The sequence below is a fragment of the Burkholderia sp. ABCPW 111 genome, from assembly GCF_000773065.1.
Classification (GTDB): domain Bacteria; phylum Pseudomonadota; class Gammaproteobacteria; order Burkholderiales; family Burkholderiaceae; genus Burkholderia; species Burkholderia savannae.
The window spans coordinates 286,006-301,099 of record NZ_JPWT01000001.1 but is presented as its reverse complement, the minus strand read 5'-3'; the positions used below and the strand labels follow the sequence as shown (position 1 = coordinate 301,099).

Here is a 15,094-nt window from a genome sequence, read left to right as displayed (position 1 = left end):
AGAGGGCCGGCGAGACTGCGAGGGCATTGTGCCAACACAGGTGATGTTCGGGGAGAGGTCTCATGGAGCAGGGAAAGGACCGGTCACTGGTCAGTAAAGTGATGGATGGGCTTGTCACGGGAATCGTCGAGGACAAGTATGGGGGCGTGTTGCCGCCGCAGGACGTGTTGTCGAAGGAGTTCGACGTCAGTCGCACCGTGATGCGCGAAGCGCTCTCGATGTTGCTGGCGCGCGACATGCTGGACGTGCGCCCGAAGGTCGGCACGCGCGTTCGGCCGATGAGCCATTGGAGGATGATCGACGAAGATGTCGTGAACTGGCGTTTCCGGGCGAAGCCCGATCGGCAGTTCCTGCGCGACGTGATCGAGTTCCGGACGCTGATCGAGCCGCGCGCGACCGCTCAGGCGGCAAGCCGCGCGACGGCGGCCGAAATCGCAGGCATTCGGGAGGCATTCGAGCTGTTCAAATTGGCCGAGCCGGGGACGCCGGCATACGACGAGGCGGATGAGCTGCTGCATACGCGCATCGTGCATGCGAGCGGCAATCAGTTCTTCCAACAAATGGCGGCGATCATTCGCGGCGCGCTGCGCGTCGTGAACCCGCGAATGAGCCAGCGCGACGATATTCGCGCGCTCGCGCTCAAGTCGCACGGGCGGGTCGTCGAGGCGATCGAGCGGCGCGATGCGCGCGAGGCGGAAGCGGCCGCGCTCGAGCTGATCGACTACACGGCGGAGGAGATGCGCGACTTCGCGGTCGAGATGCCCGAGCGCAACTGAGCGCCGCGCCGTGTCGCACGCCGGAGGCCGGCCGTTTATCATGACGGCCGGCCGGGCTGCGAGTCCGACGCCGGATATCCTCAGCGACACGGAATTGATTCGATGACCGATTACCAACCGACGCCGATTCGTTTCGGCATCGTCGGCGCGGGCAGCATCGCGCGCCGGTTCGCACAGAGCATCGCGCACGTGCGCGATGCCGTGCTCTCGCACGTGTGGGCGCGCCGCGCCGACGCGGCCGCCGCGTTCTGCGACGCGCACGGCGGCGCGCCGTGCGCGAGCGTCGACGCGCTCTTCGCATCCGAGATCGACGCCGTCTACATCGCGACGCTGAACGACAGCCACGCGCATTACGCGCGCGCGGCGCTCGCGGCCGGCAAGGCAGTGCTCTGCGAAAAGCCCGCGACCGTCAACGCGCGCGAGCTCGACGCGGTGCTCTGCGACGCGCGCGCCGCGAAGCGCCTGTTCATGGAGGCGATGAAGCCGCCGTTCTATCCGCTGTACCGAAAGCTGCGCGCGCATCTCGAGCGCGATCCGATCGGCGACGTCGCGCTCGTGCGTGCGGGCTGCGCGTCATCGACGGTGCCGGCCGATCATCCCGTCTACCGTTTCGAGCAGGCGGGCGGCGCGCTGCTCGACATCGGCGTCTACGAAATGTTTCTCGCTGTCGACTGGCTGGGCGCGCCGCTCGACGTGCAGGCATTCGGTCGCGTCGGCGCGACGGGCGTCGACGTGTTCGCGAGCGTCAACGCGCGGCACGAGCGTGGCGTGTCGCAGCTTTTCTGCGGGCTCGACGTGATGGGGCGCGGCGACGCGCTCCTCGCGGCCGCGGGCGGCTACGTGACGATTCACGAAAACTGGTGGAACCCCGCGCGGGCGACGATCCGCTATGCGGACGGCCGCGTCGTCGAGCTCGACGAGCCGTTCGACGGCGGCGGCCTCAATTACGAGATCGCGCACTTCTGCGAGCTGCTGCGCGCGGGGGAGCTCGAAAGCCCGGTGATGACGCACGATCATTCGCGGCGGATGATCGCGATGACGGATGCGGCGCGCGCGGCGCTCGGCGTGCGCTATCCGATGGATTGACGGGCGACGTGGGCGCTGGACCTGCGCGCCGCCGCGCTTGTGGCGCGCGGCGGCGTCGCACGCGCGATCAATGCCGGCTCGGCAAAGCGAGCCGGCGTTCGTACCAGCGCTGCACCCATTCGAGAATCTGGCACAGCACCCAGTAGACGCCGGCCGCCGCGAGATAGAGCGGCAGCGGCTGATAGGTCGACGCGATGATTTCCTGCGCGCTGCGCAGCAGCTCGGTGACGGTGATCACCGACACGAGCGACGTGTCCTTGATCAGGCTGATGAGGCTGTTCGACAGGCTCGGCACCGCGATGCGCAGCGCCTGCGGGCCGATCACGTAGCGCAGCGTCTGCCGCCACGACAGCCCGAGGCTGTAGGCGGCGAGCCATTGCCCCTTGTCGATCCCGTTGATCGCGCCGCGCATGCTTTCGGACATGTAAGCGGCGACGTTCGCGGACAGCGCGATTACGCCGGCGGGCGTCGGATCGAGCGAGATGCCGAGGCTCGGCAGTCCGTAGTAGACGACGAAGATCTGTACGAGGAGCGGCGTGCCGCGCATCACGCTCACGTACGCGCGCGCGACGCCGGCCAGCACCGCGCTGCGGCCGATGCCCATTAGCGCGAGCGCGACGGCGCCGACGAGGCCGAGCACCATCGACAGCACGGCGAACTTGACGGTCAAAAGCGCGCCCTGGAGGAGGACCGGGAGCGATTGGGCGAGGAGGGAAGTGATCGGCATGTGAAGCGGTGACGAGGCTTACGCGAAAGCGCAATCATAAACCGGACGCGCAATGCAAAGGGCGGCACCGTTGCGGATGCCGCCCTCGTTTGCCGCCGGACGCGGGCGGCGCGACGACGAGCTTACGCGCTCACTTGACGGGCTTCGTCACGTCGATGCCGAACCACTTGTCCGAGATCTTCGTGAACGTGCCGTCGGATTCGAGTTGCGCCATTGCGTCCGCAATCGCCTTCGCGAACTTCGGGTTGCCCTTCTTGTACGGGATGCCGGACGGATTCGCCGAGCCGACGTTCGCGCCCGGGCGCAGCGGCAGCTGCGAGTTCTTCGTCAGGTACGCGAGCATCAGGCGGTCGTTGAGCGCCGCGTCGAGGCGGCCGGCCGCGAGATCGCGCAGATACTCGGGCGCGCCCGGATACGTCTTCACGTCGATGCCCGGCACCGACTTCGCCATGTCCATGTAATTCGTGCCGAGCGCGACGCCGAGCTTCTTGCCCTTCAGCTCTTCGAGCGACTTGAACTGGCGCGCGTCGTCCTTGCGCTGGATCAGTTGCGCGGACGAGTAGGTGTACGCCGGCGAGAAGTCGAGCGTTTCGCGGCGCTTGTCGGTGATGCCGACCTGGTTGACGATCACGTCGAACTTGCCCGCCTGCAGGCCCGCGATGATGCCGCTCCATTCGGTCGTGACGAATTCGGGCTTCACGCCGAGTTTCGCGGCGATCGCCTTGGCGATGTCCACGTCGAAGCCGACGAGCTCGCCTTGCGGGTTCTTCGAGTTGAACGGCGGGAACGTGCCTTCGAGGCCGATCCGCAGCGTGCCGCGTTGCTTGACTTCGTCGAGCAGATCCGCCGCGTGCGCGGTGGCGGCGACGAACGACGCGCCGATCAGGCCGGCGACCAGAAGCTTCTTCAGCGACGCAATTTTCATTGTGTTGTTTCCTTGCCTGGGAGGGGGTCTTCGATGAGGCCCTGATATCGATCGCGCAATGGTAGCGAAATAACAATCGATATCTAAATATCGTTTGTTTATTTCTATATCACCGCGCTTGCTCGCGAGCGATCGCCTTCACGCATTCGGCGACGAGCGCCGGGCCGCGATAGATGAAGCCCGTGTACACCTGCACGAGCGACGCGCCCGCCGCGAGTTTCGCACGCGCGTCCTCGCCGGAGAAGATGCCGCCCACGCCGATGATGGGCACGGCGTCGCCGAGCTCCGCGCGCAGCTTGCGGATCACCGCGTTCGACGCGTCGAACACCGGCCGCCCGGACAGCCCGCCCGCTTCGTCGGCGTGCGGCAGGCCCTTCACGGCGTCGCGCGACAGCGTCGTGTTGGTCGCGATCACGCCTTCGATCTGGTGGCGCAAGAGCGTCGCGGCGATCTCCTTCACCTGCTCGTCGTCGAGGTCCGGCGCGATCTTCAGCGCGAGCGGCACGAGCTTGCCGTGCAGGTCGGCGAGACGCCGCTGCTTGTCCTTCAGCGCGGCGAGCAGCGCGTCGAGCTCGCCCGCGCCCTGCAACTGGCGCAGGTTCTTCGTATTCGGCGACGAGATGTTGATCGTCACGTAGCTCGCGAACGGATAGACGCGCTCGAGGCAGTACAGGTAATCGTCGGCCGCGCGCTCGATCGGCGTGTCGGCGTTCTTGCCGATGTTCAGCCCGAGCACGCCGCGATAGCGCGCCGCCTGCACGTTCTTCACGAACTGGTCGACGCCGCTGTTGTTGAAGCCCATCCGGTTGATGATCGCTTGCGCCTCGGGCAGCCGGAACATCCGCGGGCGCGGATTGCCGGGCTGCGCGCGCGGCGTGACCGTGCCGACCTCGATGAAGCCGAAGCCGAGCGCGGCGAAGCCGTCGATCGCCGCGCCGTCCTTGTCGAGGCCGGCCGCGAGTCCGACCGGATTGCGGAACTCGAGCCCCATCACGGTGCGCGGCGCGTCGGGCACGTGCGAGGAGAGCGCGCACGCGAGGCCGGTGCGGCCCGCGGCGCCGAGCATGCGCAGGGTCAGATGATGGGCGTCCTCGGCGTCCATCTTGAAGAGAGACGCGCGGGCAAGCGGATAGAGGGAGCTGAACACGGAAGAGGCGGCGGCAGCCGAAAAATTGACAACCCGGTATTTTAGCCGAGAAGCGCCGGCGCGCCTTCGCAGGGCGGGCGGCGGCGCACGTGCGCCACGCCGTCAGCGCGTGCCCGAATGGCCGCCCGGCAGCGGCGCGCGCGCGAACGCGGCATCGACGGGCGGCAGGTCGACGAGCGTCGGATCGAGCACTTTCCAGCGGCCGTCGACGAGCCCTTCGAGCGGATGGAAGTTCGCCTTGTACGCCATCTTCGGGCTCTCGCGAATCCAGTAGCCGAGATAGACGTACGGCAGGCGCAGGCTCTTCGCCTGCTCGATCTGCCAGAGGATGTTGTAGGTGCCGTAGCTCGCGTGCGGCTCGTCGGGATCGAAGAACGTGTAGACGGACGACAGGCCGTCGCCGAGGATGTCGATCATGCTGACCATGCGCAGCGCGCTCGCTCCGTCCTGCGCCGGATCGAGATCGCGGAACTCGACGAGCCGCGAGTTGATCCGGCTCTGCAGCAGAAATTGCTCGTATTGATCGCGGCTGTCGCGATCCATGCCGCCGCCCGCGTGGCGCGCCGACTGATAGCGCATGTAGAGCGCGTAATGCTCTTCGTCGTAATGGAGCGGCGACACCGTCGCGACGAGCGCGCGATGACGCTTCCATGCGCGCCGCTGCGTGCGGCTCGCCTTGAACGCGTCGACGGGCACGCGCACCGGCACGCACGCGCGGCAGCCGTCGCAGTAGGGGCGGTACGTGAACACGCCGGAGCGGCGAAAGCCTGCCTTGACGAGCTCGGTGTAGATGTCCGAATTGATCAGATGACTGGGCGTCGCGACTTGCGAGCGCGCGATGCGCCCGTCCAGATAACTGCACGGGTAGGGGGCCGTCGCATAGAATTGCAACGCCGAAAGCGGTGAAAGCGGCAGCTCAGTGGGATGAGTCATGGGCAGCTCTCGATGTATTGATGTTTTGCCGCGCTAACGATCGAACGCATCCGCTGCCGTCGCCGAAGCGGCATGGCCGAGCAGCCCGGCGACGACGGTCTTGTCGAACCGCCATGGTATCGGCGCTTCGCCGACGGCGCGGCGCACGTGGGCGACGAACGCCTTGCGCGCGATTTCCCGGCCGCCGAGCGACGCCAGATGCGACGTGTTCTGCTGGCAGTCTATCATTTCTACCCTGTGCTCGCGCAGGTGCGCGACGAGCGCCGCGAGCGCGATTTTCGACGCGTCACTCACGTCCGCGTACATCGATTCGCCGAAGAACATCCGGCCGAACGACACGCCGTAAAGGCCGCCCACGCGGCGGCCGTCGAGCCAGGTTTCGATGCTGTGCGCGTCGCCCGCGCGGTGCAGCGACGAATACGCGTCGACGATCTCCGCGGTGATCCACGTACCGCGCTGTCCGGGCCGAGGCGCCTGCGCGCACGCGCGCATCACGCCGGCGAAGTCGCTGTCGACGCGAATCTCCCAGCGCGGCTCGCGCAGCACGCGCTTGAGCGTCTTTCTGAACGTCGCGGAAATCTTGAATTCGGTGGGCGCGAGGATCATCCGCGGATCGGGGCTCCACCAGAGCACCGGCTGGCCGTCCGAATACCACGGGAAGATGCCGCGCCGGTACGCGTCGATGAGGCGCGACGGCAGCAGGTCGGCGCTCGCGGCGAGGAGGCCGGGCGCGCCGCTCGCCGCGCCGAGCGCGCGCTCGACGCTCGGAAACGGATCGTCGGGGCCGAGCCAGGGAACCATGCGCGCGCCTAGCCGTTGCGCAGCGAGCGGAAGATGTCGCCCGTGTGGACGCCGTAGTCGCCCGCCTCGCGGTCGGCGAAGAAGAACCGCAGCGTCTGGCTGACGGTCGGGAACGCGATGTCGTCCCACGGAATGTCCGCTTCGTCGAAGAGCCGCACTTCGAGGCTTTCCTCGCCCGCCTCGAAAGACGGATCGACGAGGCGCGCCAGATAGAAGAGATGCACCTGATGGACGTGCGGCACGTTCAGCAGCGTGAAGAGATTCTGCACCTCGACGCGCGCGCCCGCTTCCTCGAGCGTTTCGCGCGCCGCGGCCTCGGCCGTCGTCTCGCCCATCTCCATGAAGCCCGCGGGCAGCGTCCAGAAGCCGTAGCGCGGCTCGATCGCGCGCCGGCACAGCAGCACCTGCTCGCCCCACACGGGAATCGTGCCCACGACGTTGCGCGGGTTCTGATAGTGGATCGTGCCGCAATGGTCGCAGACAAAGCGCTCGCGATTGTCTCCCGGCGGGATGCGCGCAATGACTTCGTGACCGCAAACGGAACAGAATTTCATAGGAAGGGGATGGGAAATGGTGATGCGAGTGTATCACCGGGCGGGGGCATTCTCGAATGCTCGCCGTGGAGCGCCGTGCCGAACGGCGCGTGCGTGGCGGCGCGTTCGCGACAGGCTTTTCGCGCGATCGCGGTTGCCCGCGCTCGCGCGTTGCGCTTTCGTTCGGCGCGTGTCGCGCCGGCTGCGCGCGATGGCGTTCGGATGCAGATCGGCGACGCAATCGAGCAGGCGCCCGAAAAGCAAAAAGCCCACCGTTGAGGGCGGGCTTTCTGATCGGTTTCGACGTGGATTCGTCCGTTTTCGCATGACCGCGCGCTCGGCGCCGCTTGCGAAAAACCTGGCTTGGTTGCGGGGGTAGGATTTGAACCTACGACCTTCGGGTTATGAGCCCGACGAGCTGCCAGACTGCTCCACCCCGCGTCCGTCGAAAGATGAAATTATAAGGAGATACCCGGAGAAATGCAACACCTTCCTGACGATTTCCGTTCGCCGCCGCGCCCGAACGGCTCGGAAGCGGCGCTGCGCTAGAATCGGAGCGTTTCGCCGGACTGTTTCGCCGGCCGCACCGCACGGGCCGCGCAGCGCGCCGGCCGCCCGAGGCGGCGCGGCATTTCCTTCTCGCATTTTCGCTATCGTTCGCACACACGCGTCATGGACATCGCTCTCGATCTGCAGTCGATCGCCGTACAGGAAAAGACCCTCGTGTTCCCGCAGTTCGACGCCGCGCGCGCATGGGCGCTCGGCTCGCAGCTGCGCGAGCTCGCGCTCGCGCGCGGCCATGCCGTCGCGATCGACGTGCGCACGTTCGGGCAGCCGCTCTTCTTCGCGTTGCTCGACGGCGCGACGCCTGACAACGTCGATTGGGCGCGCCGCAAAGGCAATGTCGTCGCGCATTTCCGGCGCAGCTCGTATGCGGTCGGCCTGCGGATGCAGCAGGCCGGTGCGACGCTCGCCGACAAGCACGGGCTGTCCGCGTCCGAATACGCGTCGCACGGCGGCGCGTTTCCGCTCGCGGTGGCCGGGGCGGGCGTGATCGGCTCGGTGACGGTGTCGGGGCTGCCGCAGCGGGGCGATCACGAGCTCGTCGTCGAAGCGCTGTGCGCGCAGCTCGGCCACGCGTACGAAACGCTGGCGCTCGTGAGGAGCTGACGCGATGCAACTGCCCAGCTATGCATGGCTCGCGATCGCGATCGTCGCCGAGGTGATCGGCACGTCGGCGCTGCGCGCGGCCGAAGGTTTCACGCGGCTCTGGCCGACGCTCATCGTCGCCGCGGGTTACGGCACCGCGTTCTATTGCCTGTCGCTGACGCTCAAGAGCATGCCGGTGGGCGTCGTGTATGCGATCTGGTCGGGTGCGGGCATCGTGCTCATCACGCTCGTCGCCGTCGTGCTGTATCGGCAGGTGCCGGACTGGCCGGCGGTGGTCGGGCTCGCGCTCATCGTCTCGGGCGTGGTGGTGCTCAATCTCTTTTCGAAAATGCAGGCGCATTGACGGCCGCGCCCGCCCACTTCCCATCGTCATGAACGCTTCCCTTACCGATTCGCCCGAGGCTGACGTCCGCGCGCACGTCGCGAACCGCATCGGCTTTCTCGAACTGAACCGTCCGCAAGCGCTCAATGCGCTGTCGACCGGCATGATCCGCGCGCTGCACCGCGCGCTCGACGCGTGGCGCGACGATCCCGGCGTGCTCGCGGTCGTGATCCACAGCCCGCATCCGCGCGCGTTCTGCGCGGGCGGCGACGTGCGCTTCTTCCACGATGCGCACCGGCGCGGAGATCAGGCGTCGATCGACACGTTCTTCATCGAAGAGTATTCGCTGAACCACGCGATCTTCACCTATCCGAAGCCGTACATCGCGCTGATGCACGGCGTCGTGATGGGCGGCGGGATGGGCATCTCGCAGGCGGCGAAGCACACCGGCGGGCTGCGCGTCGTCACGGACTCGACGAAGATGGCGATGCCGGAGACGCGCATCGGGCTCTTTCCCGACGTCGGCATGAGCTGGTTTCTCGCGCGCACGCCGGGCGCGCTCGGCCGCTATCTCGCCGTCACGGGCGCGACGCTCGACGCGGCGAGCGCGCTGTATGCGCAGCTTGCCGACGCGTATCTGCCGGATGCGGCGCTGCCGGCGCTCATCGACGCGCTGCGCACCGAGCGCTTCGACGACGGCGCGGCGGTGACGGCGCGCGTCGCGGCCGAAGCGGCGCGGCACGCGCCGGCGCCCGCGCCCGACGCGTCGACGCTCGCGGCCGCGCGCGCGTCGATCGACAGGCATTTCGCGCGGGCCGACGTCGCCGCGATCGCCGCGTCCCTCGACGCCGAGCGCGACGCTTCGGTGCGCAGCGCGTGGCTCGACAAGGCGCGCGATGCGATGCGCGGCGGCGCGCTGTCGCCGTTGTCGATGGCGGTGTCGCTCGAAGTCGTCGAGCGCGCGCGCGGTGCGACGATGGCGGATTGCCTGCGGCGCGATCTCGACCTGACGCGTTCGACGTTCGCGCGCGGCGACGTGATCGAAGGCGTGCGCGCGGTGATCGTCGACAAGGATCACGCGCCGAAGTGGCGTTATCCGACGATCTCGGACGTGACGGCGGAGGTGGTCGCGAGGATGTTCGAGAGCCCGTGGCGCGCGGACGAGCATCCGCTCAGAGGTTTGCGCGACTGACGGCGGGGCGTTGCGCGGGTTGCGTGGTGCGCGGCGACGCATGCGAAGGCGAGGAAGCGAGGAGGCCGTCGGCCTCGACCGCCGACGAGCGCGCTCCGCGGTTTCCGCGCGCTTCCGGGCGCGCCATGCACGGGGCCGCGCGCGCATAGCGCGGCGCGCCCGATGCTGCACGACGCGGCGCGGGTCATTCGATCGGCGCTCGACGAGCGCGTCACGATCGATCCGAACGATCGCCTCGTAGAAGACAATTCAACCGATTCGCCGAAGGCTCCCCGGCCGACGCGCCGAGAATTTTTTCGACCGTCGCGACGCGGAAACGTCGATCCGTCGGCGACCGCGGCCATCCGCCATCCATTCAGGTATCGGCGCGATCGTCCGTCGAACGATGGACGATCTTCGCGTCGCGCGCGGTCAGCGCGGCGTGCGACGGCGGTGGTGAACGCCGCGCCCGATCGGCGGCGCTCACGCGTCGCCGCCGTTGTCCGACATGAACGCTCGCATGAACACGAGCGCGCCCCAGCCCCAGACGGCGTTCGCGACGAAGCCGACGACGAGGGGCGGCAGCATGTTGCCGGCCGGCCAGAAGCCGCGCAGCGGATCGATCGCGAACACGCGCGCGGCGGTGAGCACGATGCCGCCGAACATGAGCGACGGCACCCATGGCGCCGCGCGCTCGGGCGACACGCGCAGCAGCCACGCCATCAGGATCGCCCAGCACGCGCTCATGATCGCGTTCGCGACGAATTCAGGAATGCCGAGCGGGACGAACGGCACGGTCGAGAAGCCGGTCGCGTCGATGAGGCCGGCCGTATGCAATAGCGCGAGCGTCGCTTCACGGAAGAAGAGCGCGGCGAGAAAGCCGGACAGAAACGGCAGGATCACTTTCTGCATCGAGAGCGTCACGTAAAGGCGCGGCGCCGTGCGGCGCGCGCCGGGTTGTTAGGGACTTGGGCAACATTATAGGGGCCCGTGCGCCCATATTCGCTGCAGCAGCACGCTATGCACGAAAGCGGAAAACCTAAGCTCAAAAAAATCGTTCCTATACGAAACCGCGCTCCCTAGACTGGTTCCCCAGAGACGGCCGGGCCGCCCATCGCGCGAAAGCGCACGCAAGCCGAGCGGTTCGCCGCGGCATGCGTTCCCCAACTCATCCGCGAGTGCCGCGCCGCCGCCCACTTCTTCGCACGATCAGTCAGGCAGGAGCATCGCATGAATGTGTTTTGGTTCATCCCCACGCACGGCGACAGCCGCTATCTCGGCACGGCCGAGGGCGCACGCGCCGCGGATTACGATTACTTCCGGCAGGTCGCCGTCGCGGCCGACACGCTCGGCTATGACGGCGTGCTGCTGCCGACGGGCCGCTCGTGCGAGGATGCGTGGGTCGTCGCGTCGAGCCTCATTCCGGCGACGAAGCGCCTGAAATTCCTGGTCGCGATCCGGCCGGGGTTGTCGTCGCCCGGGCTGTCCGCGCGGATGGCGTCGACGTTCGACCGGCTCTCCGACGGGCGCCTGCTGATCAACGTCGTGACGGGCGGCGATTCGGCCGAGCTCGAAGGCGACGGCCTTTTCGCCGATCACGACACGCGCTACGCGATCACCGACGATTTCCTGCACATCTGGCGCAAGCTGCTCGCCGAATCGCACGAGAACGGCAGCGTCGATTTCGACGGCGAGCACCTGCAGGCGAAGGGCGGCAAGCTGCTGTATCCGCCCGTTCAGCATCCGCATCCGCCGCTGTGGTTCGGCGGCTCGTCGCCCGCTGCGCACGCGATCGCGGCCGACCACATCGATACCTATCTGACCTGGGGCGAGCCGCCCGCCGCGGTCGAGAAGAAGATCGCCGACATTCGCGCGCGCGCGGCCGAGCGCGGCCGCCAGATCAAGTTCGGAATCCGCCTGCACGTGATCGTGCGCGAGAGCGAAGAGGAAGCGTGGCGCGACGCCGATCGCCTCATCAGCCGGCTCGACGACGACACGATCGTGCGCGCGCAGCAGGCGTTCTCGAAGATGGATTCCGAAGGTCAGCGCCGGATGGCCGCGCTGCACGGCGGCAAACGCGGTTCGCGCCAGGAGCTCGAGGTCTATCCGAATCTGTGGGCGGGCGTCGGGCTCGTGCGCGGCGGCGCGGGGACGGCGCTCGTCGGGAATCCCGAGCAAGTCGCCGCGCGGATGCGCGAATACGCGGCGCTCGGCATCGAGACGTTCATCCTGTCCGGCTATCCGCATCTCGAGGAATCGTACCGCTTCGCCGAGCTCGTGTTCCCGCTTGTCAAGGGCGGCGGCGGCGCGCGTCGCACGGGGCCGCTGTCGGGGCCGTTCGGCGAAGTCGTCGGCAATCAGTATCTGCCGAAGGCGAGCCAGAGCTGAGCGGGGAGGGTATCGACATGGCAACGACGCATTCAAGCCCGAGCTTCGCCGTGCGCCGCGCCGGGCAAGCCGCGCGCGCGATCGCGCCGTGGCTCGTGCCGCTCGCGCTCGTGCTCGCGTGGGAATTCGCCGCGCGCTCGGGCGCGCTGTCGAGTCGCGTGCTGCCCGAGCCGTTCGCCGTCGTGCGCGCCGCGTGGGCGCTCGTCGAATCGGGCGACATGTGGGCGAACGTGAAAGTCAGCACGTGGCGCGCGCTCGTCGGCTTCGTGATCGGCGGCGGCGTCGGGCTCGCGCTCGGCCTCGCGACCGGGCTCTCGAAGGCGGCCGAAGTCGCGCTCGACTCGACGATCCAGATGATCCGCAACATCCCCGCGCTCGCGATGATTCCGCTCGTGATCCTGTGGTTCGGCATCGACGAGAAGGCGAAGCTCTTCCTCGTCGCGCTCGGCGTGTTCTTCCCGGTCTACATCAACACGTATCACGGAATCCGCTCGGTTGACGCGGGCCTCGTCGAGATGGCGAGGAGCTACGGCGTGAAGGGCTTCGCGCTCTATCGCGACGTGATCCTGCCGGGCGCGCTGCCGTCGATTCTCGTCGGCGTGCGATTCGCGCTCGGGCTGATGTGGGTGATGCTGATCGTCGCCGAGACGATCTCCGCGCAATCGGGCATCGGCTATATGACGATGAACGCGCGCGAATTCTTGCAAACCGACGTGGTGGTGGTCGGCATCCTGCTGTACGCGGTGCTCGGCAAGCTTGCCGACGTGCTCGCGAAATGGCTCGAGCGCGCGACGCTGCGCTGGCACCCCGCGTATCAACCGGGAGCCCAGGCATGAACGGAACCACGCTGGCCGCCACGTATGGCCCGATCGCGGGCGCGGATCTCGAGGCCGAGCTCGCGCAGCCGCGCACCACGGACGGCGACGCGCAGGACGCCGCGGTGCTGGAGCGCGACGGCGGCGCGCACGTGCTGCCGTTCGCGTCGGGCGGCGAATTTCGCCGTGCGCCGCGCGACGGCGCCGCGGACGCATCGGTGCGCCTGCAACGCGTGAGCAAGCGCTACGGCGAGCGGACCGTGCTCGCCGACGTCGACCTGTCGATCGAGCGCGGCAGCTTCGTCGCGATCGTCGGCCGCAGCGGCTGCGGGAAATCGACGCTGCTGCGGCTCGTCGCGGAGCTCGAGACGCCGAGCGCCGGCACGCTCGTCAAGCATGGCGAAGGCGGCGGCGCGCTCGATACGCGAATCATGTATCAGGATGCGCGCCTGCTGCCGTGGAAGACCGTGCTGCAGAACGTGATGCTCGGTCTCGGGCGGCGCGCGAGGGACGATGCGCGCGCCGTGCTCGACGAAGTCGGGCTGCTCGCGCGCGCGAACGACTGGCCCGCGCAACTGTCGGGCGGCCAGCGGCAGCGCGTCGCGCTCGCGCGGGCGCTCGTTCACCGTCCGCAACTGCTGCTGCTCGACGAGCCGCTCGGCGCGCTCGATGCGCTCACGCGCATCGAGATGCATGCGCTGATCGAGCGCCTCTGGCGCGAACATCGATTTACCGCGCTGCTCGTCACGCATGACGTTCAGGAGGCGGTTGCGCTCGGCGACCGGATTCTGCTCATCGAGGCGGGCAGGGTCGCGTTCGATCAGCCGGTGCCGCTCGAGCGGCCGCGCGCACGCGCGTCGGCGACGTTCGCCGCACTCGAGGAGCGCGTGCTGCAACGCGTGCTGACGGGCGCGGACGCGGCCAATACGGCGCCGGCCGCCGCGCTTGCGGACGGCGTGCGCGGCCGCGCGGCCGCCGCGGGCGGATTGCGCTGGGCGGTATGACGGGCGCGCGGCGCTCGCGCCGCCGCCTGCGCGATCGAACCGGTCGCATCGATCAATCAGACGAACCATTCGGAGCGAATACTCGATGAGCATCACGGCAATCAACGTACGAAATCAATTCCGAGGCAAGGTGAAGGAGATCATCCGCGGGCCCGTCGTGTCCGAAGTCGACGTCGACACGCCGTTCGGCATCGTCACGTCGGTCATCACGACGCGCTCGATCGACGAGCTGGAGCTGAAGGTGGGCACCGAGGTGGTGGCGCTCGTCAAGTCGACTGAAGTATCGATCGCCCGCCTCTGAGCGGGCGGCCGCCTCGGCTACGCCCGACCGGCGCGAGGCGGCTTCTCGCGCCGGCCCAGCGCCGCTTGCGTCGTTTTTCCCGGCATGTGCGAAAGTGCTAGGATGGAACGAAACCGACGGCGGAGGCGGGCCATGTTTCCTACCCTGAGTCCAGAAGCGATCGAAGCGCTGAAATGGATCGACCAGTTCGGCTCCGGCCGGCCGCTGCCGGCGGGTTTCCGGCTGGCGCTCGAAGAGCTTCTGAACGACGGCTTCGTCTATCAGAGCGGCCCGGACCGGGCCGACATCACCGACGACGGCAAGGCTTACCTGTCTGAAGCGTACGATTGACGGAGGCGGCGCGCGCCGCAGGGCTTGCCCGCGACGACGCAGGCGCACGAACCGTCCGGGTTCGGGAGGCGGCGAAATGGAACCGAAAGGCAATGACATCGGCGACTTCGGCGAGTCCTACAAGGGCTACGAGATCGAAGTGAAGACCGAGCAGGTGTGGGCGGGAGAGAAGGCGCATTACCGGGTGCTGCAGGGCGGCACGGTGATGATCGACTGGCGGCTCGTGCATATCGACGGGCTGCTGCTCAGCGAGCGCAGGGTGATCGAGCAGACGCTCGCCGTCGCGCGATCGGCGGTCGACCGGGAGTTGCTGGGCGCGGGCGTCGTCTGACGGGATTCGGCTTGGGTCTTGATGGTCGTGTGACGGCCGTGCGGCGGTCGTGCCGGCGCGATCGGTCCGCGGATCGTGCGCGGGCGCGAGCGTGAGCGCGTGGCGTGATCCGATTCGGGCGGAGCGTCGGGGGCGGGACGCGCGTCGTTCGCGCCGTGGTGGCGGGATGCGGCGCGCCGCAGGCGGGAATCGGATCGATCCGCGCGATCGAACCGGTTTTCACGAGAATGCTTAACTGGCGATACAAATATTCACAAAGAATCGCCATGCCGCCCGGCGCGCGTCGAATATACTGCAAGGGCATCTTCTCCTCGTGCCAAAGGATCTGATGCAA

General features: G+C 68.0%; 19 protein-coding genes and 1 tRNA gene. 12 read left to right on the top strand and 8 right to left on the bottom strand.

What is annotated here, in order from left to right; all coding sequences use genetic code 11:
• The first annotated feature begins 62 nt into the window (after positions 1–62).
• Both X946_RS01230 and X946_RS01225 read left to right on the top strand, forming a co-directional pair.
• Positions 63–776, top strand: coding sequence for a FadR/GntR family transcriptional regulator (locus X946_RS01230; protein WP_038743194.1), 714 nt, complete (start codon positions 63–65; stop codon positions 774–776).
• Between the two features lie 102 nt (positions 777–878).
• Positions 879–1,862, top strand: a complete 984-nt coding sequence (locus tag X946_RS01225) for a Gfo/Idh/MocA family protein (RefSeq protein WP_038743192.1) — start codon at positions 879–881, stop codon at positions 1,860–1,862.
• A gap of 67 nt (positions 1,863–1,929) precedes the next feature.
• Here X946_RS01225 and X946_RS01220 read toward each other — a convergent pair whose 3' ends face one another.
• From X946_RS01220 to X946_RS01195, 6 genes are all read right to left on the bottom strand, one after another.
• Entirely contained in the window at positions 1,930–2,589 is a 660-nt protein-coding gene (locus X946_RS01220) for an amino acid ABC transporter permease (protein WP_038743190.1), read from the bottom strand.
• A gap of 130 nt (positions 2,590–2,719) precedes the next feature.
• Positions 2,720–3,514, bottom strand: coding sequence for a cystine ABC transporter substrate-binding protein (locus tag X946_RS01215; protein ID WP_038743188.1), 795 nt, complete (start codon positions 3,512–3,514; stop codon positions 2,720–2,722).
• Between the two features lie 109 nt (positions 3,515–3,623).
• Complete coding sequence (locus tag X946_RS01210) at positions 3,624–4,661, bottom strand: quinone-dependent dihydroorotate dehydrogenase (protein ID WP_038743186.1); 1,038 nt, start codon at positions 4,659–4,661, stop codon at positions 3,624–3,626.
• Positions 4,662–4,763: 102 nt separating this feature from the next.
• On the bottom strand, positions 4,764–5,594 hold the full coding sequence (locus X946_RS01205) for an arginyltransferase (protein WP_038743184.1): 831 nt from the start codon (positions 5,592–5,594) through the stop codon (positions 4,764–4,766).
• Positions 5,595–5,627: 33 nt separating this feature from the next.
• Positions 5,628–6,395: a leucyl/phenylalanyl-tRNA--protein transferase gene (gene aat, locus X946_RS01200; RefSeq protein ID WP_038743182.1), complete on the bottom strand. Its 768-nt coding sequence runs from the start codon at positions 6,393–6,395 to the stop codon at positions 5,628–5,630.
• 8 nt (positions 6,396–6,403) lie between these two features.
• A complete protein-coding gene (locus tag X946_RS01195) occupies positions 6,404–6,949 on the bottom strand; it encodes an NUDIX hydrolase (protein ID WP_038743180.1) in 546 nt (181 codons plus the stop codon).
• Here X946_RS01195 and X946_RS35395 point away from each other — a divergent pair.
• A complete protein-coding gene (locus X946_RS35395) occupies positions 6,866–7,207 on the top strand; it encodes a hypothetical protein (protein WP_162483258.1) in 342 nt (113 codons plus the stop codon). The two genes, X946_RS01195 and X946_RS35395, sit on opposite strands and share 84 nt — an antisense overlap.
• Before the next feature lie 85 nt (positions 7,208–7,292).
• Here the strand turns inward: X946_RS35395 and X946_RS01185 are convergent.
• A tRNA-Met gene (locus X946_RS01185) sits at positions 7,293–7,369 on the bottom strand.
• A 231-nt stretch (positions 7,370–7,600) separates the two neighbouring features.
• On the opposite strand from X946_RS01185, the gene X946_RS01180 reads away from it, so the two are divergent.
• The 3 genes from X946_RS01180 to X946_RS01170 are packed head-to-tail and all read left to right on the top strand — an operon-like array spanning position 7,601 to position 9,612.
• Entirely contained in the window at positions 7,601–8,098 is a 498-nt protein-coding gene (locus X946_RS01180) for a heme-degrading domain-containing protein (RefSeq protein ID WP_038743176.1), read from the top strand.
• A gap of 10 nt (positions 8,099–8,108) precedes the next feature.
• Positions 8,109–8,441, top strand: coding sequence for a DMT family transporter (locus X946_RS01175; protein WP_063889416.1), 333 nt, complete (start codon positions 8,109–8,111; stop codon positions 8,439–8,441).
• A 28-nt stretch (positions 8,442–8,469) separates the two neighbouring features.
• Positions 8,470–9,612, top strand: coding sequence for an enoyl-CoA hydratase/isomerase family protein (locus tag X946_RS01170; RefSeq protein WP_038743172.1), 1,143 nt, complete (start codon positions 8,470–8,472; stop codon positions 9,610–9,612).
• 462 nt (positions 9,613–10,074) lie between these two features.
• Here the strand turns inward: X946_RS01170 and X946_RS01165 are convergent, their stop codons facing one another.
• Positions 10,075–10,503 carry a hypothetical protein gene (locus tag X946_RS01165; RefSeq protein ID WP_038743337.1) on the bottom strand — a complete coding sequence of 143 codons (429 nt, stop codon included), beginning with the start codon at positions 10,501–10,503 and terminating at the stop codon, positions 10,075–10,077.
• A 318-nt stretch (positions 10,504–10,821) separates the two neighbouring features.
• Here X946_RS01165 and ssuD point away from each other — a divergent pair, with 318 nt between their 5' ends.
• The 6 genes from ssuD (at position 10,822) to X946_RS01135 (ending at position 14,760) form a co-directional block, all read left to right on the top strand.
• A complete protein-coding gene (gene ssuD, locus X946_RS01160) occupies positions 10,822–11,979 on the top strand; it encodes an FMNH2-dependent alkanesulfonate monooxygenase (protein ID WP_038743170.1) in 1,158 nt (385 codons plus the stop codon).
• Positions 11,980–11,996: 17 nt separating this feature from the next.
• A complete protein-coding gene (gene ssuC, locus X946_RS01155) occupies positions 11,997–12,815 on the top strand; it encodes an aliphatic sulfonate ABC transporter permease SsuC (protein WP_038743168.1) in 819 nt (272 codons plus the stop codon).
• Entirely contained in the window at positions 12,812–13,798 is a 987-nt protein-coding gene (locus tag X946_RS01150) for an ATP-binding cassette domain-containing protein (protein ID WP_038743167.1), read from the top strand. The genes ssuC and X946_RS01150 overlap by 4 nt, the downstream gene beginning before the upstream one ends.
• Positions 13,799–13,883: 85 nt before the next feature.
• The gene (locus tag X946_RS01145; RefSeq protein ID WP_006026606.1) at positions 13,884–14,099 is read left to right on the top strand and encodes a TOBE domain-containing protein; all 216 of its coding nucleotides are present in this window, start codon (positions 13,884–13,886) and stop codon (positions 14,097–14,099) included.
• 132 nt (positions 14,100–14,231) lie between these two features.
• Complete coding sequence (locus X946_RS01140) at positions 14,232–14,429, top strand: hypothetical protein (protein ID WP_038743165.1); 198 nt, start codon at positions 14,232–14,234, stop codon at positions 14,427–14,429.
• 76 nt (positions 14,430–14,505) lie between these two features.
• Entirely contained in the window at positions 14,506–14,760 is a 255-nt protein-coding gene (locus X946_RS01135; protein ID WP_038743163.1) for a hypothetical protein, read from the top strand.
• Positions 14,761–15,094 lie beyond the last annotated feature (334 nt).